This window comes from Paenibacillus sp. PAMC 26794, from assembly GCF_000316035.1.
Taxonomy (GTDB): domain Bacteria; phylum Bacillota; class Bacilli; order Paenibacillales; family Paenibacillaceae; genus Paenibacillus.
In genome coordinates, this window is sequence record NZ_ANHX01000004.1 from 1 (window position 1) to 26,333 (window position 26,333).

Sequence of the window (26,333 nt, forward strand, 5' to 3'; positions counted from 1 at the left end):
AGGTACAACCGGGGCTACGGGTGCAACAGGCACAGCAGGGACAACCGGAGTAACGGGAGCAACAGGCACAACAGGTGCAACCGGAGTAACGGGAGCGACAGGCGCATCAGGTACAACCGGGGCTACGGGTGCAACAGGTTCTGGAACAATTATTCCTTATGCATCAGGACTTCCAGTTGCGTTGACTACAGTTTTGGGTGGACTTTTGAATACTTCCAGTTTAGTTGGTTTTGGCAACAGTGCTACCGGAGTAAGTGTTACCGGAGGAGTTATTGATCTCACAGGCGCTGCAGGCACATTGCTTAACTTTGCTTTCTCGGCATCGCGTGCTGGAACGATTACTTCACTGGCCGCTTATTTCAGCACGACAGCCGGACTTAGCTTGGTTGGATCTACAGTAACCCTAACTGCACAATTATTCCGTTCCACTACACCTGATAACTCCTTTACAGCTGTACCGGGTGCATTGGTAACCTTGGCTCCTCCACTGACCGGCATTTTGGCACTGGGCACAATATCCAGCGGATTGACTACAGGACTGAGTATTCCGGTTGCCGCAGGTGACCGCCTGCTTATGGTGTTCTCAGCATCAGTAACAGCTGGAATTGATGTGGCTACAACCGTAGCCGGATATGCAAGCGGCGGCCTTACCATCACTTAACGGAAATTTGGCTATATAACAAGTTTAAAGACAGGGACCCTTGCCAACATGGTGAGAGGTCCCTGTTTATGTGTGTGCACAACTAGTAGAGCATAGCGATATTGGATGAGATCCAAAGTTTCGTCTGGTACACAGGTGTGTATTCTGTCCATGCTACTTCACATGCAGCAATGCTATATATAAGTAGCGTTTTTGTTTTCAAACTCTCTTCAAATGAAAGATAAGAACTATACAAAAACATAAAAAGACGAGGATTGCTCCTCGCCTCGTACATACCGTGGTCTACTAAATTTCACTCCGTTTTGGTTAGGCTGTCTACGACAAATTTAAGTTGGGCTTCCAACGAAATTGGGTCACTAAACACGAAGCCACAGCTTTCCTCTCGATAAACGTGATTGTTCTGGACAGCAGGGAGGTTATCCCAAATAGGACCTTCAAAAACGGAATCCCCACTCTCATCACCAGTTCCTACAGGCTTAAGGCCAAGAGCTAGCAAATGACCGGTAAAGGCTCCTGCAACCATTACGACCCTTTGAGGTTTTTTGGGGATTTGTACTTCACCGTTTCCTTTATAGTCTTCCAAAGGCTACAATCAACGCAAGAACTATAAAAAAGATATTTACGCCGAGCTCCCGGTACTCTTTACGCCGAATATGAAACAGCATTCCAAGCAGTGTGACAACAGCCAAAGCGATTGCGGCGATAGGCGTAAGCACCGGAGTGATGTTCAGCGCCCAAGGCAAAACTAGGCCCAGCGCTCCGAGTAGCTCCGCTATTCCGATCAAAATAACTAGACTTTTTGGCACATCATTGACCCAGGCACAGGTCTTTTTTGACGACTCGATACGAATGGTTTTCATCCATCCTGAATATACGAAACCTAGCGCCAATATAAGTTGTACCATCCATAACGTTACATTCATCTTTTCTTATCCCCTCACTTGCTCGATTTTAATATCTGCCTCTATACTAAAGTGAGAAGGCCCAATCTGGAAGCAGGCACTTAAACCTAACCAGGTAACCAAAAGTATACCTGGGTATGGTCAGAAAGTGAGGAATAAGAATGACGGTATATTGCAAATTCGGAACGGCCTTGGATATCCTTACGGGTAAATGGAAATCTTTGATTCTTCTACGACTGCTGAGCAACGGTACAATGCGGTTCAGCGAATTACAAAAAGCCATTCCGGATATTTCAAAAAAATGCTGACCCAGCAGTTGAAAGAACTGGAGTATCACTATATTGTGCATCGCGAAGTATATGCTCAAATTCCCCCTAAGGTCGAATACTCGATTACGGAGTACGGACAGCTGATGAAACCTGTGCTCCAGACAATGAGCGACTGGGGAGCCGGCCATATGCAGCATATGGAGAAGCTGTACAGCGAAGAAGACGAAAAAGGAGCACACCCATCCGAACCTCGGAAAATCGATTCCTTGGGGTGATAGGGTGACAAGGGAGAGTTAGTTTTGAATAAACAAAAAATTGTGATTATTGGTGCAGGGATTGTTGGGGCGTGTATGGCCTATCATCTAGCCAAACGAAATCAAGATGTAACTGTTATTGAACGGCACTCAGCCGCGGCGCGTGAAGTCACAGAAAAATCATTTGCCTGGATACATACGACGCATAGAGTGGCTCCTGAATACTGGCATTTGTACGATGCAGCTGTGGAAGAATATCACACACTTCAGCAAGAGTTGTCCGAACTGAAAATTCATTGGCATGGCGCGCTAACTTGGGACACTCCGCCTCTAAGGGAGCAACACTTTCAAAAATTAAACCGGGAGCAGCTTGAGGCATTGGAGCCCAATCTGAAGGAATATCCGGATGAAGCCATGTTTGTCAGCGAAGAAGGTGCGGTGGACCCTATAGCGGTAACGGAGCTGTTGTTGAGCAAAGCGCAAGAGTACGGAGCAAAGATTCAGTTCGACACCAACGTTACACAGCTGATGCAAGAGGGTTCCCGTCTGGTTGGTGTTCATACATCCAAGGGTTTTGTGGAGTCGGATGTTGTGGTATTAGCTGCAGGAACAGGTACACCCGAACTTTGTAACCTGTTAGGTTGTCACGTGCCGGTAACTTCGTCACCTTCGATTCTGATTCGGATGAAAACTGCTAATAAACTGATACACACATTAATCTCCAATGCGCAATTTGAAGCGCGTCAACTGACAGATTATACGCTGCTGGCTGCGGAAGACTATATCGACGAGTCGGAGGCAAATGGACCACAGGCGGTCGGTAAGCGAGCTTACGACACATTGCGTCGCAGTCTCAAGCACGGTAATCAACTGGAACTGGAGAGCATAAAAGTTGGATGGAGACCCATGCCTGAAGACGGTTATCCGATTGTGGGCTTCCATGATCACATGAATGGACTTTATCTGACGGTAATGCATTCTGCAATTACGCTGGCGCCGCTGATTGCGAATCTGGCTGCAAGTGAAATTATTGATGGCAAATCAAGAAATGAATTAGACCCTTGTCGCCTCTCACGGTTTTAGAATCACCACACAACGAAAAGTACATCGCTCAAGTGGCGATGTACTTTTCGTTGCGTATATTTGTTGGAGTCTTCTACACTTCCCCAGTAGCCACCGGATTCTCCTATAAACTAAGTCGCTGGCGATTGGCAATTCCATGCTAGCCATTCATCTACATGTGAATCTCGCTAGCGGATTTGGCACCTTGACTTTCAAGCCACGGGATCAGTTCAGCTGAAAAATTACGTTTTGCTGTGTCCAGTGGAGTCATTCCATCCCAGCTTGCTATCCAGTTCAGTTCGGCGCCTTGGTCAAGCAGGTATTCGGCTGATTCTCTTTGACCTCCATGGCAAGCACACCAGAAGGCAACGGTTACTGCATCGGGAGGAGAAGGGGAGGTGCTTGTTCCCCAAGGATAACGTTCCGGGAGTTGGGCTCCTTTAAAATGTTCTTGTATGGCGTGAATATCTCCAAGGGCGGCCGCATGCCAAAGGGCAAAGATCGCGCCGCGCTCAACCAAGCGCCGTGCTGCATTCCATTGTGCAAAAGCAATAGCATCGTCCAGCGGCGTGCCACCGGCGATCACCGCGCCAGGCGCTTCAATGTCTGCGCCAGCATCAAGAAGGGCATCAAGCACTTGAACATCATTGGAGCTTGCAGCCCAATGCAAAGGTGTCTCAATGTTTGAGCCGACAAAAGGAGCGTTCACTTCCGCACCGAACTTGGTCAATACTCGCACGGCATCCGCTCCATTAGGGAAGTGCCCCGGCCAATCCGTCACCACGTGCAGCAGCGTTCGAGAGATACTGGAGTCTGCATCTACGTTGTCAGGCTTTCTTTCCAATATTCTTATGTTTGCCAATCCCGGATTCTCTGCCAGCAGTTGCTCTAACGTTGGAATATCTCCAGTGTGAATGGCTTGAATAATGCTCACTGCAAGTTTTTCATCTTCGTAAATAAATTCCATGATCAAATCTCCTTCCATGCTTATATCCATATTCAGGTAAGCATCTGAACTGCACATCTGGCATGATACTCCGCGAGCCCCCTAGCGAATTGCTGATCGGGGAATTGTCTGTGAAGCAGTTTCAGTCCTCCTGATATCAAGGACAAATGATGGCAAAATCGATAAAATGTCATCCGCTCCGGGTCGAGATCGTTATTTTTAAAGTAGTGATAAAAGTCTCCAAATCGAAACTCCAGAAAGCTATGCTCATGTTCGAGATCGAAGAATCCTGCGCCCTCAATATCAATAAGGCATGGTTGCATAGCATGATCTATCCATATATGATCCGGACCTAGTTCTCCATGAATGAAACTATAGAGATCTCTGGGTTGAATTGCTGCTTCCAATTCGTAAAGTTTCTCAAGCAACCTTTCGTCATTTTTCCTTATATCTGTCATGTGCTTGGATGCATAGGATAAGGCTGTTTCGGCATCCAACCGCTGAACTTGGTAGCAAGGCCCAGCCTTTTTACTGTTATCGTTGGCGTTTCCATAAACGTTTCTTTGGATGTTATGCATATTAGACAACATATCCCTGATCCGTTGAAACAACTCATCCCGATCTTTGTAACAATTATGCTGGAAATACGCTTCGGCTTTCTGTCCATCCACATACTCAACAAGAGCAAAATCATAAGAGTGCCGGTCTCTATCGTTATTTAGATCATACAAGATTGGTGTTCGAATTCCATGTTGAGCGAGAAAGCGAGTATTCAAAGAGAAAAGTTCGCTGCCATAGGAACTGTGGAAAGTGGGTTCATTCAAGATCTCTTCCTGAAAATAGTTGCTGGAAATATCCCAAACGTACAGCATACAAGTGAAACCATTTGTGCAGTCAATTTTGTAAATGACTTTTTGTGCACCGCCATGAATTCTTGCGCACTGCGTTATGTGGTAACTGGCACCAAATACATTGTGCACATAATCCTGTAATTCTTCACGAGTAAGATGGTTGTTGGACATCATCGACTTATGCTCCGTTTCAACTGTATTTTGCCGGCCAGCAACCTAAATATATAGAACATTTTCCCAAAAATATAGACTGTTTCTTTTCGATCTGTTAGAGTGTTGATTAAGGTCTGTATATTCATATGTATATCAAAGCAAGGGGTCGGGTACTCACGTTAGTGGGTGATCCGGCCCCTATTTTGCATGCAAGTTGACTCTCTGTTGACTATATATGACCAATGATTTTAAGGAGCTGGAAAGCCATCTTACATTTCAATGAACATCTTTTATTATGGAACAAGGCATCTATTAAAATAATGGATATTCGCCATATAACTATGCAAAGGAAGGAGGTACTTCACTCCTACCGATTCCCTGTGAGCTGTTTCTTATACACGGTGCGTGGCAATGCTGTTATACGGTTGGATGCAAAAGATCATCAGGTCTCACGATTCCATGTTTTGCATGGTGGGAAGGGCTGTTGCCTGAACATTTTGCCTGTTGAAGAGGTCCTTGAATATTATATGATTTATTACAAAGCCATCATTCCGCTACCTGAGCGTCAGGATATTCTGGCTTTGATGGAGCACCGTAATCCCTTCAAGCTTCAATACGGCTTTGCACCTGATCAGCCTGTTTCCTTGTTAAGCAAAGTACAATACATGATGACAGCTTGGGAAGAGCATGAGGCACTGGAACAGTTCAATGTGAAGTCATTATTTTATCAATTTGTATACGAGTTGTTATGGCAAATCCACAATGGGCGCGTGCCAACAATAAAGCCAGACCTGGTAGCACAAATGAAATACTATATGCAGGAACACTATGCTGAACCCATTACAATGGAATTGTTAGCAGAGCTTATGGATAGCAGTCCACGTCACTTATCAAGGCTATTCAAACGCCAGACTGGTTATAGTCCGATTGATTTTGTCATTCAAATCCGGATGAACAAAGCGAAGGAACTGCTGCTTGCTACAGATGCTACTTTACAGGAAATTGCCAAGGCTGTTGGTTATCCGGATGGTTATTATCTTGCTAAAATATTTAAAAAATATATGGGGATTGCACCTATTCGCTATCGAAAGCAGCATGAAAGTCCTAATGTACCATCCACTGTGGCACGATTAGGCATTGTACAGGATCTAACTTCCTTATATATTGATAATGATTATCATAATCAGCATATATTTGAGGAGGAATTATTGATGTACAGAAGTAGAAAGACACCCTTGGCTATCACATTATTACTTTGTTTAACCCTATTGCTTAGTGCTTGTTCAACTGGTGGGGCAGGAAGTCCTGCAGCCAATGAAGGTTCTCAGAAGCCAACGAATCAGGTAGCGGCCAACAACGCTAACCATACAGATACACAATTTCAAATGAAGACCGTAACCACATTAAAAGGGGATATTGAAGTACCGGTTAACCCACAACGAGTAGTTGTCCTGTATTTAATGGGTGATTTGCTTGCTTTAGGCGTAAATCCTGTTGGGATCTCTTCTGTAGAAGAAGGAGCGGCTTTTGCGAGTGAACTGGAAGGTGCCACCTCATTAGGAGCATTTAATCCGGACCCAGAAGCAGTAACTGCGCTTAATCCCGATCTCATTATTGTTACCAATGAAGAAATATATGAAGGACTTAAAATGATTGCCCCTACAGTATATATTCCTTATGACCTGCCAGTAGAAGAACGTATGAATTTGCTTGGAGAAATTCTGGGTAAAGAGGGACAAGCTCAGGAGATGTTAGATAACCTTCACAAAAAGGTTGAGCAAAGCAAGGAAAAACTTGAACAAGCAGGTATCTTGGATAAAACCGTCACAATTATGGAAAGTAACAAAGGTTCCATGGCTGTAATGACAGGCCTGGGTTATGGCCGGGGGTCGCAGATTATTTATCAATATTTAGGAATGAAAGCACCTGAAGTCTTGCAACGTGAAATTGAAAACGCAAGAAACGATGCGACAAGCAAGGACGTTTCTTATGAAGTATTACCTGAATATGTGGGTGATTATATATTCCGTTCTTCCTTTGAAGGAATGGTTGATCTGTCAGACAATTCAATTTGGAATAACATCCCCGCAGTCAAAGAAGGACGTCTGATTGATATGAGCTTTGGTTTATTTTTCTACAATGATATTTATTCGTTAGACAAACAGCTTGATTTTATTGTGGATAACTTGCTTAAAACCGCGGAGTAATTGGAGGGGCCGCTTAACCTGTATAATTGATTGAAAAGGCACTTTATTTGGAAAGGAGACATCATTCTTTTGAACTATTATTTTCTGGAATCTCAATATCCACGTAGAGGGTTTATTAGTGGCGGAACAACCTTCACTCCCCAATTAGATATGAATTATTTGGCGATAGAGAATCCGTTGCCCGAGGGAACAACAGCAGAGGTTGAGTTACTGTCTACAGTGCGCAACCTGAACGTAGATTACTTTGAGACGATCACAGGAACGAGACACGTATCAGATCGTTTTAAAAAGCTGTTGGAGGAAACGAAAACAAATACACAGTTTATTCCGACAACGGTGTGTTACCACGACGGTCGTGCGGTTGAAAAAACCTATTGGACTGCACATCAGCTTGATCGTTTGGATGTTTTCGATTATGAATGTTCGGAATATGGGCGCAAAGCAGTCATTGCTGCATCTGTACAACAGCCTCCACGTAAGATCGTCAAAGTTGTATCTCGAATCTGCCTTCATGAAGAGCGAATTGGCGAGCATGAATTTTTTATGCTGAATTATATAAATATCTTCAAACCGATTGTTTCAAAAGATTTTTACGAATTATGCCGAAAACATAAGCTGAATCTGAACGTTACAGAAGTTGGGAATTTAAGCATCTAAAATGCTACATGGATATAATGAAAGCACAAAGAAGCCCGCGCAGGACGTGGGCTCTTAGTCTTTATTTCTCCACAGTTCCCACCCGGATTCTCCTCATAACTATTCCGATCGCTCCGGCTACCCGGATAGATCTGCACATTTTTTGGTCATGACGATTTCGCCTGAAGCGAGGGATATGTTGTTAGAAGCATCTACCGCGTATACGACATAATGATCCAAACTGGGCTAGTCGTTCCAGATTCAGGTGCAGAGCCTTATAATTATTGGAGCTTGCATCGTTCGTGCAACGTGGGCTTATATATATTTCTGAATATCATGATAATTCTTTAAACTTACGGTTTCGTGGTTCTTATCGGCTACTTAGTTTTCGATGATAATTCTGTCCAACTTGAGATTAACCGGATGTACAAGCGTATCTCCAACGGGGCATTTGCTCTCCAGGAATTGTACAAATGCTTCAACCTGCTCTTGGGGAGAATCTGTTTTGATTCGGAATGTATACCGAATATCGGAATAGCCCGGACGCACCTCTGATTTGTTGAAAAAGCCATCCAGGTCAAGATCGCCTTCTACATCTACAAAGAAATCCTTGAGGTTCACGCCGAATTTAGGCGCATACACTCTGGCCACGATAGACTGGCATGCTCCCAGCGAGGCCAGCAAAGCTTCGACCGGATTCATGCCGGTATCGGTTCCACCCAAGCTTTTGGGCTCGTCGATAATAAACTCAAAGTTTCGGGATGATACTTTCACTTGGACTCCGTCTTGCAGATGTGCAGATGCTTTAAAGGTTTGGAGCGCTGCCATTGTTTAGTCTCCTTTAGTAGGTTTTGTTTATATCTAATATAATCATACTTTTCCGCTATGATTATATTAGATTAGATTAGGCCAGCCATACTGTCAATCCTCAATTTTCCAAATCGTTGATCTCAGGAACAGCGCAAAGACGCATGCTTTCTTTCTTCAGATCTTTTTTTGCAGGCTGCTAAGCGAAAATGTCAAAAAAGGGCCGTGACCAGCCTGCCTTCCGGCAGCCTGTCACAACCCTAGAATCCACGTCTCACAATGCTATTCTGTTCTTATTTTTCCCCGGTAGCCACCGGATTCTCCTCATAACTAATCCAGTCGCTCCAGCTTCCGGAATACATCTTCACATTCGGGCAAGCGGAGACACCGGAACCGCAGTACACAATAATCGCGCCTTCCTTGTCCATCTTACTGAAACGTTCTTCCAACGCTTCGGCACAAGACCAGCGCCCCTCTGAATCCAACACATCTTTCCAAACGTAGTTCACCGCACCCGGAATATATCCTTCTTTGGCATCAATGGGGTTCCTCCAGACCGGCGTATCGAAGAGCGTCGCGGGAGTCAAAATTGACACTTCAATATATCTATAAATTTTGTGCCGTATAATCAGCTTGAAAATATACCCTAGTTAATGAAAGTGATATTATGATGAGATTTCTATATCCACGGATGAATCTTTTTGTCCCTGATTATGATCGAGATAAGCGCTCATCTCGCATGATGCAAAGATTTGCAATCTATAACGGATACTTAATGATAGAATAAGATAAAAATATAGAATCATTGAATGATCGAGTAGTTTGAAGGACGAGATGGAGGAATGGAAGACTTGGCGCAGTCAGACAGAATTATGCTAAAAGCATGGCTTAATGAGAGCCCGGTTGTTTTTCAGACGTTTTTATATATGGCTATATCTATTACGGAACAGGTTCATGCGGTACATAAGCAAGGCTCGGTCTTGGGTAATTTGAATCCCGCTCATATTTGGATTGACTTGAAAACTCATTTGGCTGTGATCGAGGAAATGCATGAGACGGATTATGTATATATCTCACCAGAGCAAACGGGAAGACTGAATCATCGGCCTGATGAGCGAAGCGATTTATATGTGTTAGGCTTGATCTATTATGAAATGCTCACAGGAAAAGCACCGTTTCAGGCCGAGAGTGCTGAAGAGTACGGACATGCCCATCTAGCTATGGTTCCCATAGGGCTGAGAGAGCTGCGTCCAGAGCTTTCCGAATCACTGGAAGCGATTATTATGAAGCTGTTGTCCAAGTCGCCAGATGAGCGTTATCAGAGCACATATGGACTGTTAATGGATCTGAAGATATGTCTTTCTTCATTCATCGAAGAAGGTTATATCTCACCCTTTGATATTTCGCGTGCAGATGAAGCAAGCCGTTTTCGACTGCCCAGAACCCTTTTTGGTTGTGAGAGGGAAGAAGATAAGCTTCGCGAGGGATATGAACAGGTTCGTTCCGGCGAATCGGTGTTAATGTTGGTTAGCGGTCAGGCAGGGAGTGGGAAAACGGCACTCATCCGGCAATTTCAAATGCAACATATAAAAGAATGCGGTCTGTTCTTGGAGGCGAAATGTGAACCGAAGAATCACGATGTTCCCTTCTCACCCATACTTCAGGTGCTTCGAAAGATGATTAAGCACACGTTGGGTGAAGCAACAGAGCGAGTGGACATGGTGAAGACCAGATTAGCAAAAGGATTAGGGCAGGGCGCAGGTGTTCTTGCAGCACTCCTTCCGGAAGTACAAGCCCTAATTGGCGAAATTCCTGCTGTGGAAGCTCTTCCACCTGCTGAGGCAACGATTCGACTCCACCGTCTGGTTCCTATATTTATAAAAGCATTTATTGACAGAGAACATTCACTTGTTCTATTCCTGGATGATCTCCAATGGGCCGATTCAGCTACTTTGGAAGTTCTGCGTACCATTGTACATGATAAGGTTTTGCAGGGTTTATTCATCATAGGGACTTTCCGTGAGGAAGTCATGCCCGAAGGAATAAGTAGCTCTAATCCCGAAGCTGCAGCAACCGTATGGGTTGAGAACGCTCTTTCCTTGAATGGAAGTCATACTCCGATTTCGTTCCAGCATATTACATTATCCCCCCTGTCGTATAATGATATTAGACGATTTGTATCACAGACCTTGAATGAAAACACGGTTAGGATTCGCTTGCTTGCGGAGTCGCTATATCATCGAACGGGTGGGAACCCTTTATTTTTACATCGTCTTTTAGATAGCCTGTATAGGGAAAGAAAGATCTATTTCGATGAGGAATCATCCATGTGGACTTGGGAAGAAGCTATAGTAACAGAGATGCCTTCAGACCCGGGTGTTCTTCATTTCATTGGTGAACGTATACGGAAGCTACCGACAGACCAGATGGAGCTGCTTGTTATTGCAGCGGCTATTGGTCATCGCTTTCCTCCTTCAACGCTTGCTCTGGCAATTGGCCGTTCCTTGCCCTATACACGACAATTATTACAATTTTACGAGGAAAAGGGTTTATTGTACCGAGAGTATGATGCCCATGAAACGGAAGACACTTATTATAGATTTCTACATGACAGGGTACAGCAGGCTGCTTATATGTCCGTTCCTGAATCAGCGAAAGCAGCCCTGCATCTGAAGATTGGACGCGTGCTGCGTGCTAATTCATCGTCCCAACAGGAAGAAGCTATTTTCGACATGGTGTACCACTTGAATCTAGGTATGGACGAGATGGTGGAGGAGTCAGAGAGAAAAGGATTGGCTGAATACAATCTTCAGGCAGGTCTGAAATCGAAGGCTGCGACTGCATATGCAGCGGCCCTGCACTATTTCGAAGTGGGATTACGACTTGTGAAGGATGACGAAAAGAGAACAGATTCACTGGTCTATCGTTTGCTGCTGGAGATGCCAGAATGTGAATATATGTGCGGTCGCCAGGCTGCTGCGGAAGAATTGCTCAACCGGTTAATGAGCTGTACAACAGAATTGGTTGAACGCTCGCAGATCTATCTGATACGGATTGGTATGTATAGTTATCTGAAGAAAAATGATATGGCCGTACAGATCGGGTGGCAAGCGCTGGAGGAATTCGGTTGGAAACTAGCGCTCAAACCTCATAAAGCAGTAATCGTCAAAGAAGTTATGCTGACGCAAATAGCGTTGCATAACAACCGTAAAAATCTTGCGCACTTACCCATAAATCGTGACCCGCATTATAAAGCGTTATCTGATCTTATCATGGCGATATCAACGTCCGTCTTTACTATAAGCCTGGAGTTAGCTGCGATGTTATTCTCAAGATTTATTCGGTATGGCCTGAAGCATGGGAACAACGAAGCTTTTGCGTTTATACTGGCTGGATATGGCCTGGTCATTCTTAGAAATAAAATCTCTCTGTCTCGTACCGGACTTCATTATATTGATACGGCTATCCTTCTATCTGCCTCATTCGATAGTATGGACTTGCAGTGTCGGCTGAACTACATCGGAGGGCTTGCGAGGCTTCAACAGAATCCGAAAGAAGGCTTCGAGCATTTAGAGAAATCGATGCACTATGGGATGGAATCTGCCAATCTGACTTATGTAAGTATTTCGATGTTGACGAGTGTGACAACGCATATTGGTGATTTGTATGCATTGACTGCACGGATTTCAGCGTATGAAGAAATTTCTCAGATGCTTGTAGATGAGGAAACTCACAGCATATTCCGGATCGCAAGGTGGTATATCGCGAAATTACAGGGGGAGGTTGAAGAAAGCGATCAAATCGTTTTGCCTTTAAAGAATAGTCGTTCAGAGGAGACACTGAATAATGACGTGTATTATCTCTGTACCTGCCAGATTGAAATTGCTTATTTGGAAGGACAGTATCGTGACGCGCTTGACTGGGTAGAGGAAGGGCGGTTCAACACGTTTAGGCAGACACGGATGCAAGTTCGCAAGCAGCACATCTATCACTCGTTAACTCTTGCTGCTATGTATGATGATTCGCCGGAAGAGGAGCGTGAACACATCCGTTCCAGGCTTACTAGACTGTTGCATTCAATGAAGAATTGGACGGGTTATTATGGGAATCAATCTTCAGCTTATTTACTCGTCACTGCCGAACTCAAGCGGATTAATGGGCATCGGGCAGCCGCGACGAAAGGCTATGATGAAGCGATTCGTACTGCGCGATTAGAGAGTCATTCTTTAATGGAGGGTATTTCGTTAGAACGGGCTGCGATTTTTTATAGAGAAGCGGGCAGTTCAATTGGAGCAAATACCCTCATGGCAGATGCTTGTGCTGCTTATTCAAGCTGGGGGGCTATGGCCAAGGTCAGAGAACTGAAAGAGACGTACCTCGAGTTGGGATCAGTATCAAATGTACCGGTAACACCTTACAGGATGATGGTGAAAGAGGTTGGCGTTACATTGAAGAGGGAAAGGACATCCATAATCGCAAGCGAGAGGACGCTATTGCAGCAAATCTCCGAATGGTCCAGTACAGAGATCAACGAAACGGTACTCCGTCGTTTCCTCGAAACTGTAATTAGACATTCAGGCGCGGTGAAAGGGTATATACTGAACAGCAATGAAGGACGCTTTTCCATTACGGATCAGGCAGGTGGGTCGCTGCATGCTCAAGAAGCTATTGTCTACGCGGAGTCTATTGCTCGATATGTGATCAAAACGGGCGAAGCGGTTATGCTTGCAGATGCTTCGCGCAGCTTCTATGCAGCGGATTCTTATATTCGTCGGGTTGAGTCAAAATCGGCTCTATGTATGCCTATTCTTGTTCCAGGTAAACCCTTGCTATCGGTTCTTTATTTGGAAAATAACTTCATTTCCGGTGTGTTTACCAAGGAGGTAATGGACATGCTGGATCTAATGATCACTCGGATGGTATACCTCAAATCACTGGAGGAATCCCATATGCTTACAATCGCTTCCAGTGATGCAGAGCTTCCTCTTGCAGTCCCATCGACGGAGGAACAGACGAAGTTGCTTGAGCAGTTTTCCAAACGAGAAAAAGAGATCTTGCACGCTCTGGTGGATGGTTCTTCCAATAAGGAAATTGCTAATCATCTGGGATTAACTGAAGGAACGGTTAAAAGTTATGTTTATCGTATCTATGGAAAATTAGGAGTGAACCGTCGTGCTCATGCGATTGCACGAGCAAGAGAACTGCTTTAAAAAGGTGCAATGTATGGAATAGAGTGAAGTAGAAGCCAATCATTAACGTCGTAAGGGGCGCTGATATTGGCTTTTTCGACTTTTTTTGCGTCTTACTCACTTTAGTGAGTATTCTTTTTCAAACCTCTAAGAATATGATAGGTCTGTACAAAATGCTATGACTAATATCATGAAGTGGGAGTGGAAGAGAATCTATGGTACAGAGAGCAAGAACAGGTAGAGCAAGGAGCAAGACTGGTTTAATAGGAATGCTGTGTTTGGTCATGATGATTTCATTATTTGGACCTATGGTGAATCCTTCGCAGGTATTTGCGGCGACAGGCTTTAGTGGTGGAACGGGGACTGCAGGTGACCCTTATATCATTACAACACCTGAGCAGTTAAATAGCATTCGCAGTTATGGTAGTAGCTATTTTAAGCTTGGCAATAATATTGATTTAACGGACTACCTCTCTCAAACGGGTGCAGGATATAATGGTGGTAATTACTGGACGCCTATTTCTTATTTTTCCGGCACTTTGGATGGTGATGGTTACACGATCAAGGGACTGAAAATAATTAATAACAATAATTTTATCGGTCTCTTTGGAGACTTGGCTTCGCGTTCTACTATAAAAAATATTGGATTGGAAAATGTAGAGATCATTGGTAGTGGGATGTTTGTAGGCGGTATAGCAGGTGCCCAAAGGAGTCAGTCAACAATATCAAACAGTTATGTGACTGGTGACGTTAAAGGAAGTAACTATGTAGGGGGCCTGATCGGATATCAAGATACAGGTTCGGTTGTAAACAGCTATTCTACAGCTAAAGTTCATGCTTCATCTCAGAATGCAGGTGGTTTAATAGGGCTTGAATATCAAAGTTCGACCAGAAATAGTTATGCTGCAGGAAGCATTACTGGCAACAATACTACCGGTGGATTAGTGGGTGGTACTTATTCAACCCCTAATGCTAGCGTACATGTGGACACCTATTATGATCGAGAAGTTTCAGGGCAATCGGATAATTCAGGGAAAGGTGTACCTAAGACCACTGCGGAGATGAAAACGATTTCCACATTTTCGACTTGGGATTTTGACAATGAGTGGTTTATCAAAGAGGGGTATTATCCTCAACTGCAAGTGTTCCTGGCTGACACGCCTAGAGTAGATATTGAAGGTGGGCTTGTTACGTGGAAATCACAGATCGCGCTTAGCAGTGGAACGACGAACGCATCTATCTATTATACAACGAACGGCGATGAACCGACGCTGAACAGTACACTATATTTTTCACCGATCGTGGTGACGGAAGATATGACCATTAAGGCGATTGCTGTTAAAGGAACGACATATAATGAAGTGATGACCGAAAGCTATACGGTTATAGGGAAAGCAGCAGCACCCACAACGGGAAGTTTGTTGCCAGGGACAGACGTCGACACCACGCAATTAAATGGTGTTACGGATGAAATGGAGTACAAAGTAAATAACGGGAATTACACTGCAGTTACAACGGATGATACTTCGGTTGATAACATTAGTGTACAAGCAGGAGATACAATCTCTGTCCGTATAGCGGCAGAACCAAGTGTTCCAGCATCTGAAGCTCAAGTATTGACGGTTGGTATCGCAGATATTTATACCAGAAGCACAGAGTCCGCGTTAACCTCAACCATTGGAACGGTGAGCACAGGTGGCACATTGAATGAAACGATTACCAACATTCCATACGGAACAACGTTAACTGCGTTGAAGGCAGCGATTACACCAGCAATCAATGCGATTTTTGAAGTCTATGAGGCGAATGGAATAGACCTAGCTACCACATTAGAGACGGGCAACAAAGTCATTGTTACAGCACAGGATACAACTACGAAGACTACGTACACCGTAACGATGCAAGCAGGTGCTCCAGCGGTATATTTGTCACCTGGGACAAACGGTGGCACAACGCTTTTGGATGGTGTTACTAATGCGATGGAATACAAAGTGAATAGCGAGAATTACGTTACCATTGCAACAGGTGATACCTCAGTGGATAACATTAGCGTACAAGCAGGAGATACGATCACTGTACGTACAGCAGCTACACTGGATACACTGCCATCCGTGGAGCAAGTGTTGACTGTTGATTTGACAGACATCAAGCCGAAAAGCACAGAGTCCACGTTAACTTCGACCATTGGACTGGTGAGCACAGGTGGCACACCGAATGAAACGATCACGAATGTTACTTACGGAACAACTTTAGCCACGTTTAAGGGAGCGATCACACTCGCAGCTGGTGCAACATTTGAAGTCTATGAGGCGGACGGAATCAATCCAGCGGTCACCTTAGCGACAGGGGATAAGGTCATTGTTACAGCACAGGATACAACCACGAAGACCACGTACACTGTAACGATGCAAGAAGGTCCACCAGCTTCAGTATATTTATCACCAGGAACCAACGTGGATACAACGCGTTTGAATGGTGTTACGGATGCCATAGAGTACAACGTAAATTTCGAGAGTTATGTTGCCATTGCAACGGGTGATACTTCAGTAGATAACATTAGTGTACAAGCAGGGGATGAGATATTTGTACGTACAGCGGCTACACTGGATACACCGGCATCCGTGGAGCAAGTATTGACGGTTGGTCCAGCGGACATAAAGGCCAAGAGCAGCGTGTCCACGTTGACTTCGACCATCGGAACAGTGAGCACAGGTGGCACATCGAATGAAACGATCACGAACATTCCATACGGAACAACGTTAGCTGCGTTGAAGGTAGCGATTACACCAGCAGCCGATGCGACATTTGAAGTCTATGAGGCGGATGGAATCAATCCAGCGGTTACATTAGCAACGGGGAACAAGGTTATTGTTACGGCACAGGATACAACCACGAAGACTATTTATGTCGTGAGAGTGGAATCAGCAACAACACCAACAACACCAACAACACCAACAACACCGGCACCAGCACCAGCACCAACACCAGCACCAACACCAGCACCAACGCCAGTACCAACAGAACCAGCGCCAACACCTGTCGTAAGTAAACCTGTTTACAGTGACAAAGTGGATAAAAAGGTAGTAGCTGAAATTAAACTAAAGGCCGAATTAGCAAGTCCAACAACCTTTAGCGATGTGAAAATGACTTCTTGGAGTTATGCTGACATTGATTACGCTACACGAGCAGGAATCATAAAAGGGTATAAAGACGGTTCATTCCGAGGTGAGAGCAAAGTAACACGTGGGGAATTTGCCCAAATGCTCGTGAAAGCACTGGGACTCACAGCTACAGGCAATGAAGTGGTTACAGATGCAACGGGTCATTTTGCTGAAAATGCTATTCGAGCCCTGCTAGAAAAAGGAATCATGACAGGCTATCCAGACGGAAGTTTCGAGCCTAATCGTGAAATTAAACGAGCAGAAATAGCAGCATTACTGGCTAGAGTACTTGATGTAACCCTGCTAGATATCAACTCTAAATTTGAAGATATCGAGGGTAACTGGGCAAAAGATCAAATTAACGCATTAGGTAATGCTGGAATTATTAATGGCAAGAAGGCACAGGAATTCACGCCGAACGCCAATGCTACCCGAGCAGAATCAGTCGCGTTGATCGTGCGACTTCTTAAGCTGGTCCCTACGGAATAAACAATAAAGAAATACGATCGTTTTTTAGGGCGTGTCTCAAAACTCGCTGAAGTGTATCTTTTACCACCTTTTCGCCCCCTGCTGCGTCACTTTCCCTTGACGTGCCCCGGCACTCCTGCGGAAAACTTCCTGGCTTGGAACGAAAATTCGGCAGCATCTGCTTCCTTCGGAGTTTTCAGACACGCCCTAGCAAAAAGAACTTAAAAAGAACGCAGCCCGTTTAATAAGGCTGCGTTCTTTTAATGTACGGCTGGCAGGGTCACCATTTCTACAGTGATAGCTTGACCCAGCTCTGGCCGCTATCGATGGCTTCCCTTTTGAGTAATCGGTGGTGCTTTCAAACCAAACTTGCCATAAATAATGTCTCCATCCCTACCCAAGCTGCCGTAGGCATAAAATTCTTTGGTACTTCCCGAATCAAAGATCGAAACAGTGCGATCAACTATCGCTTGTTCTTTTTGTCACTTTCCTATACGTTATACCTCTCCAGTCGCCACCGGATTCTCCTCATAACTAATCCAGTCGCTCCAGCTCCCGGAATACAGCTTCACATTCGAGAATCCCACTTCTTCCAGTGCAATCACGTTCGGGCAAGCCGACACGCCTGATCCGCAGTACACGATAATCGCGCCATCCTTGTCCAGCTTACTGAAACGCTCTTCTAACACCTCAGTATCTGTCCAACGTCCATCCCAATCCAACACATCTTTCCAAAAATAATTCACCGCACCCGGAATATGTCCAGCCTTGGCATCAATGGGTTCCTCCAGACCCGCATAGCGGCGAGCATCACGGGAGTCGATTAACACGGAACTGCCACTTGCCGAAGCCTGCTGAACATCCTGGGCACTTGCCAGCATCGCTGGCTGCACATTCACATCAAAGGAAGATGGGATCTGAACCGGCACATCCGTGGTCACCGGGAAATTGGCGTTTTTCCAAGCGGAGAAACCTTCGTCCATGATATACACCTGTTCATGGCCGATATAGCGAAGCAACCACCAAAGCCGAGATGCATTCATGCCGCCCTGATCGTCATAAGCAACAATACGACTATTGGAGCCGATGCCAGCTTTAGAGAGACGACTTGCGAGCACAGCCGGATCGGGAAGCGGGTGACGCCCTCCGTGTGCAGACACAGGAGAAGACAGATCTTTTTCCAAATCGAGATAGACAGCTCCTGGAATATGCCCAGCTTCATAGGCTTGTCTTCCAGCCTCCGGTTGACCGAGCAAGAATCGGCAATCTGCAATGACCATATCCGGTTCATACATTCTGGCGAGCAGCCAGCGCATGGATACAATATTTTTCATCAAAATACACCGCCTTATGAGAGTGGTAGAGTCGTATATAACTATGCATTACGAATGAATTCGTTATACCGTAGTAGGTTCAACAGGCCCTTTGCCAGCGATAGGAGCATCAGCAGGAATGGGTTGAGGTTTAGTTTTGCCATATCGAATGAAAATCCATACCCCGAATATGATGACGACCCCGGCAGACATCTGTAATGCACTGAGGGATTCGCCGAGCAGCATCCAGGCCAGCAATGAAGAGAATACGGGTTCCCCAAGTACGCCCATGGATACCGTTGTGGCATTCATATATTGAAGCAGCCAGTTGAAAAGGTAATGTCCAAAGATCGTTGGCACAATGGCGAGCAGCAGGAAGATTCCCCACTCTGACGCAGCGTAACCTCCGAACGGATGGCCCATGATCAGATTATATACCGCCAGCGTGCAAGCAGCTACGAAGAACACCCAAAAGTTATACGAGAATGCACTAAGTCCCGCTCGCAAAAATTGACCCAGCAACATATGGACAGCGACTGCAATTGTGCCAAGCAAAGACAGGATATCACCTTGCAGGGCAGTACCTGCCAACTGGAAATCTCCTGCGCCAATGACGATTGATCCAAGCAGGGCGATGCCCATGCCGATGATCATCATGCGGTTAATTTTGGCTTTGAACAGCCATACCGAACCGGCCAGAATCAGTATAGGCTCCAGCGCGAGAATAACTGTGGAACTGGCAACACTGGTGAGCCGCAGTGAACCCATCCAGAGCAGGAAATGAAGGGCCAGCATCACACCGGACGCAAGCAGTAAGCCCCACTGCCGTAGGCTCAGCCGCATCATCTCATGTCTGTATTTCCAGACAAACGGCAGCATCAGCAGATTGGTCAGAAAAAGACGGTACATGGCAATGACCGCAACATCTGCGGTAGACCAGCGTACAAAGATTGAAGAAAAAGAAATGGCGATAATGCCGACAAAGAATAACAGATAGATGGATCTGCCGGCACGGTTCAAGCTTGTCATGGGTGTAGCTCCTTCTTGAAGTCTGATGGCGTAAATCACTTCATTATACAGGAGAAGACAACCGCAGGAAAGATAAAGAGAACGAAGAGATAAGTAGATTGTAACCGGGCTTGTAACTATTCTGTCATTCTCCCGATCCATTTTTCTATTAATCTTCTATATAGAGACATGAAACGAGATAATATACCAATAATCGGGAAAAAATGAAAGTAAGGAAGTGGCATGACAGTGAGAGTTCAACAAGAGAGAGCGGGAGAACGTGGCAGTATTCCGCCTAGCACAAGTCGCACGAAAACACATAAACGAAGAAAAATCCGGTATGGAAGGGTAAGCATAGCTCTAATGCTCCTGGTACTGTTCGTTACCGGTATTACATATGTATTCCTTGGCATGACGCATTGGATCAAAAGCGTTGTGGCGCCGCCTCCGATTACTGTAATCGAACAGCCGGCCAAGCTTGGCATGATACAAGTTACTCCGGATGCGAAAGAGGAGCCGGCCCGGTTCCAGGGTCAGGTTCGCAAATTGGCATACATAACGTTTGATGATGGGCCAACTGAATATACGGAACAACTGCTGGATATATTGAAGCAGCATGAGGCAAAGGCTACCTTTTTTATGATCGGACGTCAGTTGAATCAACATCCGGAAGCAGTCAAACGGCTGTTGAAGGAAGGCAGTTATCCTGGACTCCACAGCATGACGCATAACTATAAAAAGCTGTATAAGAGCGGCAGTTCTGCAAACTTTGTGAAAGAGTTCAAGAAAGAGCAGAAGATGGTGCAGGACCTGATTGGTTTTACGCCTCATCTGATTCGTGCACCTTATGGCAGCAGTCCACAGATCGGTGAAAAGTTCAGAGGTGACATTGCGGCGGCCGGGTTCAAAATGTGGGACTGGACGACAGATTCACTCGATTGGAATCTTCCAGGTCAGCCGGACAAGATTGTGGCCCGGGTGAGCAAAAGTGTACATCGGGATAAGGAAGTGATTCTGATGCATGAGCGCGAGCAGACGGTTCAGGCTTTACCACGCATTCTGAAGTTACTCGAAGATCGGGGTTACGAGTTCGAAGTATACGATCCGGATGCACACTGGGTAGCCAATTTTAGCGGAGATACCCGCTTGTAATATAACAACAAGATGATGCAAGAGAGGAAGGACTTGGGTGCTAACGAGTAAAAAAGTGGCGCTTGCGGCAGTTAGTGTATTGCTAATTCTGCTGGTGAGTGGTTGTGGAGATCCGCAGGAGCCTGCGGCAAATCAGATAAACCAATTGGTGCTCAGCGGTCAGGAGATCGATCAGAGTTTGAAGACGCTGACCAGTCATGAGCAGGAAGATATGAAGTTATACAAGTCTATTTTAGACAAAGGCAAGAACAAAAACAGTGATCTCGAAGCACTCCTGGATCAGGCAGCAGAGCATATTCATGAACGAAGAACGTTGTTGAAGCAGGCGGAAGAGGCCATGAAACAGACTAACGAGAAGACAGTGGCCCTGCGCAGCTCTCTTAAGGAACTATCGTTTGAAAATGAAGAAACGTTGGCCCAGGCTGAGAAGGTGTTGGATCAGTATGAAGCAAGAGCACGTGCATTTGAAAATTTCGTTGCTTCGTATCAGCAGAGTATGAATGCAGATGAGCAGTTATATGGTCTGATGAGAGAAAGTGTGGAACCTAATCTGGTTAAGATTAAGCGAGCCATTCGGGTACGGAATAGCGAATATGCGCAGCTTGCTGAATTCCGAAAGCAATTCAACCTGCAGACCAAAGCATTTAACGGAGCCAATGCGAAACTGGTACAGATGGATCAGGCCAGCTGAGTAGAGGATCTGAGCAACCATTCAGACATTTTGCATGATTGAGCCGCCTGTCTCCCGTGTAAGTACTAGTATACAGCCAAGCCAATGGATGAGAAGCAACATGGACAAGCATCATTGCGTATAAGCTAACGGAGGTGTTCATATGCGAAAAGGAAATACAATGAAAGTCAGTACATCACTACTGGTTTTACTTATGGGATTCTCGCTTGTGGCCTGTGGGAACAGCAGTCCTGCTGCACAGCCGCCAGTGAATAATACGGAAGAACAGTCACCCGCACCGGAGCGACAACCGAATGAAAGTGCTGCAATAGAAGCAGAAGGTATTCTGACCGGATGGGCTGATCCGCACACCGTCGAGATTCGAGTGAATGAAGAGCCGATGTCATTCCAGGTAGGCGAAAATCTGCAGAAATCACTGGATGATATCGATGACGAAGATTCCGTTCGTTTCAAATATGTAGAGAAAACCATTGATGCAACAACGAAACAGCTGGTACTCACAGCGATTGCAAAAATCGAATCAAGTGATGACAATAACGGTTCCAATGCAGACGGTACTGTAACGTCCGATCGTCCGAAGACGTCAGAGTTGGAAGTAACGGTAGAAGGAATGACCGAGAAGCGTCCAGTGACACTGGCACAAGCGAAAGGCTATTCACTTTATGTGTTTGAACCGATGGCTTTTGACGCGGAAGACCATGAATTAACAATGAAGATTGATTCCGATTATGAGATAGAGATTGAGAAGCTACCGGCGGATTACAATCTGGATGCGCTGAAGATGGATGCCAAGGAAGAGTTGTCCGAGACCGGAGAAGTGAAGCAATTAACGGCTGAACAACTCAGCAATGGGCCAATGAAGGATGCAAAACTGTACATGATGTCCCAGAATGATAAGAAAACAGAGTACTTTATTGTCAAAGAGCTGGACGGTAATGGTTTCGTTTTCCGCATCCATGCACCTATTGATGAACCCTCTGATGGTTTCCTGCCCATGGCATATGCATCCCTTAATTCCATCATGAATGAGTAGAAAATGAACGAGCAACACGGTTAAACCAAACGATGATGTAAGTTAAAACGACCCCATTAAACAGCGTGTTTCCTTGAGAGAGGAGATACGCTGTTTTGTTGATGTTACTATACTATAGAATGTACCGTGCCGCGCAAAGACAAAGAGCCGGAAGGAACGATGCTGATGCATAGGTTCCTCCCGGCTTCTTGGCCGTGCTTCTATTCAGTTTGCGGGTAACCCTAATAGGTCTAATCAGGTTAGTATAGTCGATTCCTTGCGCCCTCTGAGTTCTTGATAGCGGGCGATCACATTCTGATGAACGGGATGTTCGTCGGGAATTCCCATGCGTTCACGGATGAAGGTGGGGACACCCTCTTCGCGAATCATGTGTTGGAGCTTCATGGCTTCTTCGTCGCGTTCGTCATTGAACAGCATTGCGGCCGCCATAGCAGAAGTCAAATGAGGAATTTCAATTCCGAATTCACTGGCCTGCATCGCTGGGCGAACAAGCCGATCATGAGGCGAAAGCTTGCGAAGGGGGGAACGTCCGACCCGGGTAACCTGATCTGTCAGGTTGGGATTGGCGAAGCGTTCCAGTATGGTGTCGATATATTTGTTATGCTTCTGAGCGTTGAATCCGTGCTTCTGGATGAGCATCTGACCGGTCTCTTCCATAACATGACGCACCTTGGCCCGCAGGGTGGAATTACTCATCACCTGGCGGATCGTCTTGAATCCTTCGAGATAGCCGAAGTACGCGGCGACACAGTGGCCTGTATTGACCGTAAACATTTTACGCTCAATATAAGGTTCAAGCGAATCCACATAGTGCACGCCATCTATTTTCTTAAAACCATCCAGAAGTGCTGGACGATGAACGACCCATTCGTAAAAAGGTTCAACAGTGACCTGCAGCGGGTCCTTGTGGTTTTGAGCCGGAACAATCCGGTCCACAGCTGCATTGGGGAAAGAAACATAACGTTCGGCTTTTTTACGGGTTGGTTCATCCAGGAATGGATAGATGCGTTTCTTCAGTCGGGTGCTGCCACCGATGGCATTCTCGCAAGCAATAATATGCAATGGAGCTTGATTATTGTTCTTCATGCGAAGTTGAATGCCTTTGGCGATCGGTTCGGCGATATCTCCGAGTGCAGATACACCCACGGCGGTTGTGATCAGATCGGCTGAAGCGATCTCTTCCGCAACACGATCCTGTTCATTCACGTTGATCGCAGTCACGTTGTTGACAATCGTTGTATCCCGATCCTTATTTGCCAGGGTAATCGGGTATTCCTGTCTCTGTTGAAGCATGGAGATTTTCCTCGGGTTACGTGCGACAAAGCAGACTTCATAGTCGGAAGCGGACAACATATGACCGATAAAACCGCGGCCTATATTGCCCGCACCAAAATGTACAGCTTTCATGTGTGAACTCCCCCTTTAAGGATTGGATCGCGAAATTCGTGCAGACCTTAGACGGTAGTGACGAGTGGCTTCGAAATCAAATCGTTAAATGTAAGGTCAGTCAAGCAAGACAGCCGTTGGTGAGGCATATCGAATTCCAATGTTCCTGTGATGGTATTCGAGATGACTACGCAGTGCATACCAGCCGCAGCAGCTGCACGCGCGCCGTTAGGTGAATCCTCAATCGCTACGGCTTCGTCTGCAGTTACTCCAAGGGCTTCAAGTGCTTGATTGTAAAGTTCCGGGTCAGGCTTCACATTCGCAACATCATCTGCCGTACGGATGACTTCAAAATAATCTTTCAGTTTCAGTTGTTCCAGATGCTGTTCAACCCACTCCCGTTTGGAGCTGGAAGCTACAGCTAGTTTTAGTCCGGCTTTGCGGGCTTCATCAAGGTAATTCTGAATACCCGGACGAACAACCTCTTTGTTCATCAATGCAGCGTGCTGCAACTGAACGGACTCCCTGAACGCTTCCCGATCGATCGGAAGATTCAAATCTGTGATGAGGTACTCATACGGATTAAATGTTTTCAGACTGGTACCGATGCATTGTGAATACATCTCCAGGGTTAAATCCACGCCGTGTTCCTTGTAAGCATCACGAAAAGCAATATACCATGCTGTCTCTGTATCAATAATCGTTCCGTCGAAATCAAACACCAGTGCCTTAATCATAAATTTGTTCCTCCTGTTTCAGAATTAGTTCGGGGATAAAAAAAATGAAAATTTTCTGCAAATTCATTCCCTGTATTCATTAACCTGCGGGATATTAGTTGACGCAATAAACCGAAAATGAATATTAATTTGGGGAAAAATATGCGTTTGAAGCTAATAAAACCGTAACATAGGACAAACAGAGGGGTCAAGTGCGTCATGATTGTTTACATTGAAAATTTTCACATGTGTGATTTGTTTTCAGAAAATGATGAACGTTGCAAACCGTTAACCCTTTTGCATGTAAGCGGTGTACTGAATAAACTGTATTTTCAGCTCAAAAAAATAAAAATTTTTTTATGAAAATTTGATAATCTGGCCGTTCAACAGCTTTCGACACTTTTATAATAGAAGAAATGGAACTCAAGTTATTGGATTTATTAGCTTTACGCCGGATGAAGCCATGTGGGAAAATGAAAGAAAGAACTTGAAAGTATATGGAGTAAGGGAGGAACACAAAGATGCTGCAAAAGGACCGTTTCAATGGTTGCTTCATCGGGCTTGCAGCGGGTGATGCGTTGGGAACTACGGTGGAATTCAGTAGTCCGGGTACGTTCGAACCTGTTACCGATATCGTTGGAGGCGGCGTATTCGGGCTGGAGGCCGGGCAGTGGACAGATGATACATCCATGGCTTTGTGTCTGGCAGAAAGTCTGGTACGCAATGAAAACTTTGATCCTGCGGATCAGATGCGCAGATATACCAATTGGTACAAGGTCGGGTATATGAGCAGTACAGGCGATTGCTTTGATATCGGCGGGGCCACACGAAGTGCCTTGGAGAGGTTTGAGATAACAGAAGAAGCCTACAGCGGATCAACTGACCCGATGACGGCGGGCAATGGCTCTATCATGAGGCTTGCACCTGTCGCGATGGCTTATGTTAATCAACCAAACGAGGCGGTCCGTTATGCCGGGCTGAGCTCCCGGACAACACATGCTGCAACGGAAAGCGTGGAAGCATGTGAAGTGCTGGCCGCCATAATTGTTGCCGGTCTGCGAGGAGCGGACAAGAGCGTCATGCTGATGTCGGAGACATGCAGACAGTGGAGGGAAGAACCTACTTTTTCGCCCGCTATTGAAGAGGTTGTTATGGGTTCCTATCTGAGCAAAGAACCGCCGGAAATTAAGGGCAGTGGTTATGTGGTTCGTTCATTTGAAGCAGCACTATGGGCGTTTCATAAGTCGTCAAGCTTTGAAGAAGGTGCGTTGTTAGCTGTTAATCTGGGTGATGATGCGGATACCACGGGTGCAGTGTACGGACAAATCGCAGGTGCTTATTACGGGCTCAGCGGCATTCCGGCACACTGGCGGGGCAAGCTGGCCATGCGTGAAACGTTCGAACAGCTAACAGATGCCTTGTGGTTGAAGGCGACAGAAAATCGTTGATTAAGAGACAGGAGAAGAGA

At 45.5% G+C, this 26,333-nt stretch carries 19 protein-coding genes and 2 pseudogenes; 11 read left to right on the plus strand and 10 right to left on the minus strand.

The genetic code is table 11. The annotated features are described in order from the left end of the window. The coding region (locus D829_RS0101720; RefSeq protein ID WP_017687106.1) for an exosporium glycoprotein BclB-related protein at nucleotides 1–661 on the plus strand (661 nt) is incomplete at its 5' end. Between the two features lie 292 nt (nucleotides 662–953). Here the strand turns inward: D829_RS0101720 and D829_RS33960 are convergent. Next, nucleotides 954–1,130, minus strand: a pseudogene (locus D829_RS33960) (iron(3+)-hydroxamate-binding protein fhuD); the annotation flags it as partial. Between the two features lie 100 nt (nucleotides 1,131–1,230). Next, entirely contained in the window at nucleotides 1,231–1,584 is a 354-nt protein-coding gene (locus D829_RS0101730; protein WP_017687108.1) for a DoxX family protein, read from the minus strand. Between the two features lie 190 nt (nucleotides 1,585–1,774). On the opposite strand from D829_RS0101730, the gene D829_RS30240 reads away from it, so the two are divergent. Both D829_RS30240 and D829_RS0101740 read left to right on the plus strand, forming a co-directional pair. Then, entirely contained in the window at nucleotides 1,775–2,107 is a 333-nt protein-coding gene (locus D829_RS30240) for a winged helix-turn-helix transcriptional regulator (protein WP_241230724.1), read from the plus strand. A gap of 24 nt (nucleotides 2,108–2,131) precedes the next feature. After that, nucleotides 2,132–3,169: an FAD-dependent oxidoreductase gene (locus tag D829_RS0101740; protein WP_017687109.1), complete on the plus strand. Its 1,038-nt coding sequence runs from the start codon at nucleotides 2,132–2,134 to the stop codon at nucleotides 3,167–3,169. A 151-nt stretch (nucleotides 3,170–3,320) separates the two neighbouring features. Here the strand turns inward: D829_RS0101740 and D829_RS0101745 are convergent, their stop codons facing one another. Both D829_RS0101745 and D829_RS0101750 read right to left on the minus strand, forming a co-directional pair. After that, complete coding sequence (locus D829_RS0101745; protein ID WP_017687110.1) at nucleotides 3,321–4,172, minus strand: ankyrin repeat domain-containing protein; 852 nt, start codon at nucleotides 4,170–4,172, stop codon at nucleotides 3,321–3,323. Then, nucleotides 4,148–5,119, minus strand: a complete 972-nt coding sequence (locus D829_RS0101750) for a phosphotransferase (RefSeq protein WP_017687111.1) — start codon at nucleotides 5,117–5,119, stop codon at nucleotides 4,148–4,150. Before D829_RS0101750 ends, D829_RS0101745 begins: the two co-directional genes overlap by 25 nt. 404 nt (nucleotides 5,120–5,523) lie before the next feature. On the opposite strand from D829_RS0101750, the gene D829_RS0101755 reads away from it, so the two are divergent. Together D829_RS0101755 and D829_RS0101760 are read left to right on the plus strand one after the other, a co-directional pair. After that, the gene (locus D829_RS0101755) at nucleotides 5,524–7,305 is read left to right on the plus strand and encodes an AraC family transcriptional regulator (RefSeq protein WP_241230725.1); all 1,782 of its coding nucleotides are present in this window, start codon (nucleotides 5,524–5,526) and stop codon (nucleotides 7,303–7,305) included. A gap of 69 nt (nucleotides 7,306–7,374) precedes the next feature. Beyond that, nucleotides 7,375–7,962, plus strand: coding sequence for a DUF1629 domain-containing protein (locus tag D829_RS0101760; protein ID WP_017687113.1), 588 nt, complete (start codon nucleotides 7,375–7,377; stop codon nucleotides 7,960–7,962). A gap of 360 nt (nucleotides 7,963–8,322) precedes the next feature. Here the strand turns inward: D829_RS0101760 and D829_RS0101765 are convergent, their stop codons facing one another. Together D829_RS0101765 and D829_RS0101770 are read right to left on the minus strand one after the other, a co-directional pair. Further along, nucleotides 8,323–8,769, minus strand: a complete 447-nt coding sequence (locus D829_RS0101765; RefSeq protein WP_017687114.1) for an OsmC family protein — start codon at nucleotides 8,767–8,769, stop codon at nucleotides 8,323–8,325. A 272-nt stretch (nucleotides 8,770–9,041) separates the two neighbouring features. Continuing rightward, a pseudogene (locus tag D829_RS0101770) lies at nucleotides 9,042–9,333 on the minus strand (rhodanese-like domain-containing protein); the annotation flags it as partial. Nucleotides 9,334–9,590: 257 nt separating this feature from the next. Here D829_RS0101770 and D829_RS0101775 point away from each other — a divergent pair. Further along, complete coding sequence (locus tag D829_RS0101775; RefSeq protein WP_017687115.1) at nucleotides 9,591–13,958, plus strand: AAA family ATPase; 4,368 nt, start codon at nucleotides 9,591–9,593, stop codon at nucleotides 13,956–13,958. Between the two features lie 263 nt (nucleotides 13,959–14,221). Further along, nucleotides 14,222–17,587: an S-layer homology domain-containing protein gene (locus D829_RS0101780; protein ID WP_036660057.1), complete on the plus strand. Its 3,366-nt coding sequence runs from the start codon at nucleotides 14,222–14,224 to the stop codon at nucleotides 17,585–17,587. Nucleotides 17,588–18,063: 476 nt separating this feature from the next. Here D829_RS0101780 and D829_RS0101785 read toward each other — a convergent pair whose 3' ends face one another. Together D829_RS0101785 and D829_RS0101790 are read right to left on the minus strand one after the other, a co-directional pair. Next, on the minus strand, nucleotides 18,064–18,900 hold the full coding sequence (locus D829_RS0101785; RefSeq protein WP_017687117.1) for a sulfurtransferase: 837 nt from the start codon (nucleotides 18,898–18,900) through the stop codon (nucleotides 18,064–18,066). 63 nt (nucleotides 18,901–18,963) lie between these two features. Continuing rightward, a complete protein-coding gene (locus tag D829_RS0101790; RefSeq protein WP_017687118.1) occupies nucleotides 18,964–19,908 on the minus strand; it encodes a DMT family transporter in 945 nt (314 codons plus the stop codon). A gap of 228 nt (nucleotides 19,909–20,136) precedes the next feature. Between D829_RS0101790 and D829_RS0101795 the strand changes: the two genes are divergently transcribed. The 3 genes from D829_RS0101795 to D829_RS0101805 all read left to right on the plus strand — a co-directional run bounded on the left by D829_RS0101795 (nucleotide 20,137) and on the right by D829_RS0101805 (nucleotide 22,763). Then, the gene (locus tag D829_RS0101795; RefSeq protein WP_241230726.1) at nucleotides 20,137–21,039 is read left to right on the plus strand and encodes a polysaccharide deacetylase family protein; all 903 of its coding nucleotides are present in this window, start codon (nucleotides 20,137–20,139) and stop codon (nucleotides 21,037–21,039) included. 37 nt (nucleotides 21,040–21,076) lie between these two features. After that, entirely contained in the window at nucleotides 21,077–21,730 is a 654-nt protein-coding gene (locus D829_RS0101800; RefSeq protein ID WP_017687120.1) for a YkyA family protein, read from the plus strand. Between the two features lie 142 nt (nucleotides 21,731–21,872). Next, nucleotides 21,873–22,763: a hypothetical protein gene (locus tag D829_RS0101805; RefSeq protein WP_017687121.1), complete on the plus strand. Its 891-nt coding sequence runs from the start codon at nucleotides 21,873–21,875 to the stop codon at nucleotides 22,761–22,763. 234 nt (nucleotides 22,764–22,997) lie between these two features. Here D829_RS0101805 and D829_RS0101810 read toward each other — a convergent pair whose 3' ends face one another. Together D829_RS0101810 and D829_RS0101815 are read right to left on the minus strand one after the other, a co-directional pair. Next, complete coding sequence (locus D829_RS0101810) at nucleotides 22,998–24,170, minus strand: mannitol-1-phosphate 5-dehydrogenase (protein WP_017687122.1); 1,173 nt, start codon at nucleotides 24,168–24,170, stop codon at nucleotides 22,998–23,000. Nucleotides 24,171–24,217: 47 nt separating this feature from the next. Beyond that, nucleotides 24,218–24,886, minus strand: a complete 669-nt coding sequence (locus D829_RS0101815) for an HAD-IA family hydrolase (protein ID WP_017687123.1) — start codon at nucleotides 24,884–24,886, stop codon at nucleotides 24,218–24,220. A gap of 500 nt (nucleotides 24,887–25,386) precedes the next feature. Between D829_RS0101815 and D829_RS0101825 the strand changes: the two genes are divergently transcribed. After that, nucleotides 25,387–26,313 carry an ADP-ribosylglycohydrolase family protein gene (locus D829_RS0101825; protein ID WP_017687125.1) on the plus strand — a complete coding sequence of 309 codons (927 nt, stop codon included), beginning with the start codon at nucleotides 25,387–25,389 and terminating at the stop codon, nucleotides 26,311–26,313. Nucleotides 26,314–26,333 lie beyond the last annotated feature (20 nt).

Excerpts from the sequence above, each read along its gene's own strand:
- D829_RS0101730 (WP_017687108.1), bottom strand. The coding sequence starts at position 1,584 with ATGAATGTAACGTTATGGATGGTACAACTTATATTGGCGCTAGGTTTC.
- D829_RS0101790 (WP_017687118.1), bottom strand. The coding sequence starts at position 19,908 with ATGACAAGCTTGAACCGTGCCGGCAGATCCATCTATCTGTTATTCTTT.
- D829_RS0101810 (WP_017687122.1), bottom strand. The coding sequence starts at position 24,170 with ATGAAAGCTGTACATTTTGGTGCGGGCAATATAGGCCGCGGTTTTATC.
- D829_RS0101765 (WP_017687114.1), bottom strand. The coding sequence starts at position 8,769 with ATGGCAGCGCTCCAAACCTTTAAAGCATCTGCACATCTGCAAGACGGA.
- D829_RS0101815 (WP_017687123.1), bottom strand. The coding sequence starts at position 24,886 with ATGATTAAGGCACTGGTGTTTGATTTCGACGGAACGATTATTGATACA.
- D829_RS0101745 (WP_017687110.1), bottom strand. The coding sequence starts at position 4,172 with ATGTGCAGTTCAGATGCTTACCTGAATATGGATATAAGCATGGAAGGA.
- D829_RS0101775 (WP_017687115.1), top strand. The coding sequence starts at position 9,591 with ATGGAAGACTTGGCGCAGTCAGACAGAATTATGCTAAAAGCATGGCTT.
- D829_RS0101780 (WP_036660057.1), top strand. The coding sequence starts at position 14,222 with ATGATGATTTCATTATTTGGACCTATGGTGAATCCTTCGCAGGTATTT.
- D829_RS30240 (WP_241230724.1), top strand. The coding sequence starts at position 1,775 with ATGGAAATCTTTGATTCTTCTACGACTGCTGAGCAACGGTACAATGCG.
- D829_RS0101825 (WP_017687125.1), top strand. The coding sequence starts at position 25,387 with ATGCTGCAAAAGGACCGTTTCAATGGTTGCTTCATCGGGCTTGCAGCG.
- D829_RS0101785 (WP_017687117.1), bottom strand. The coding sequence starts at position 18,900 with ATGAAAAATATTGTATCCATGCGCTGGCTGCTCGCCAGAATGTATGAA.
- D829_RS0101805 (WP_017687121.1), top strand. The coding sequence starts at position 21,873 with ATGCGAAAAGGAAATACAATGAAAGTCAGTACATCACTACTGGTTTTA.
- D829_RS0101750 (WP_017687111.1), bottom strand. The coding sequence starts at position 5,119 with ATGATGTCCAACAACCATCTTACTCGTGAAGAATTACAGGATTATGTG.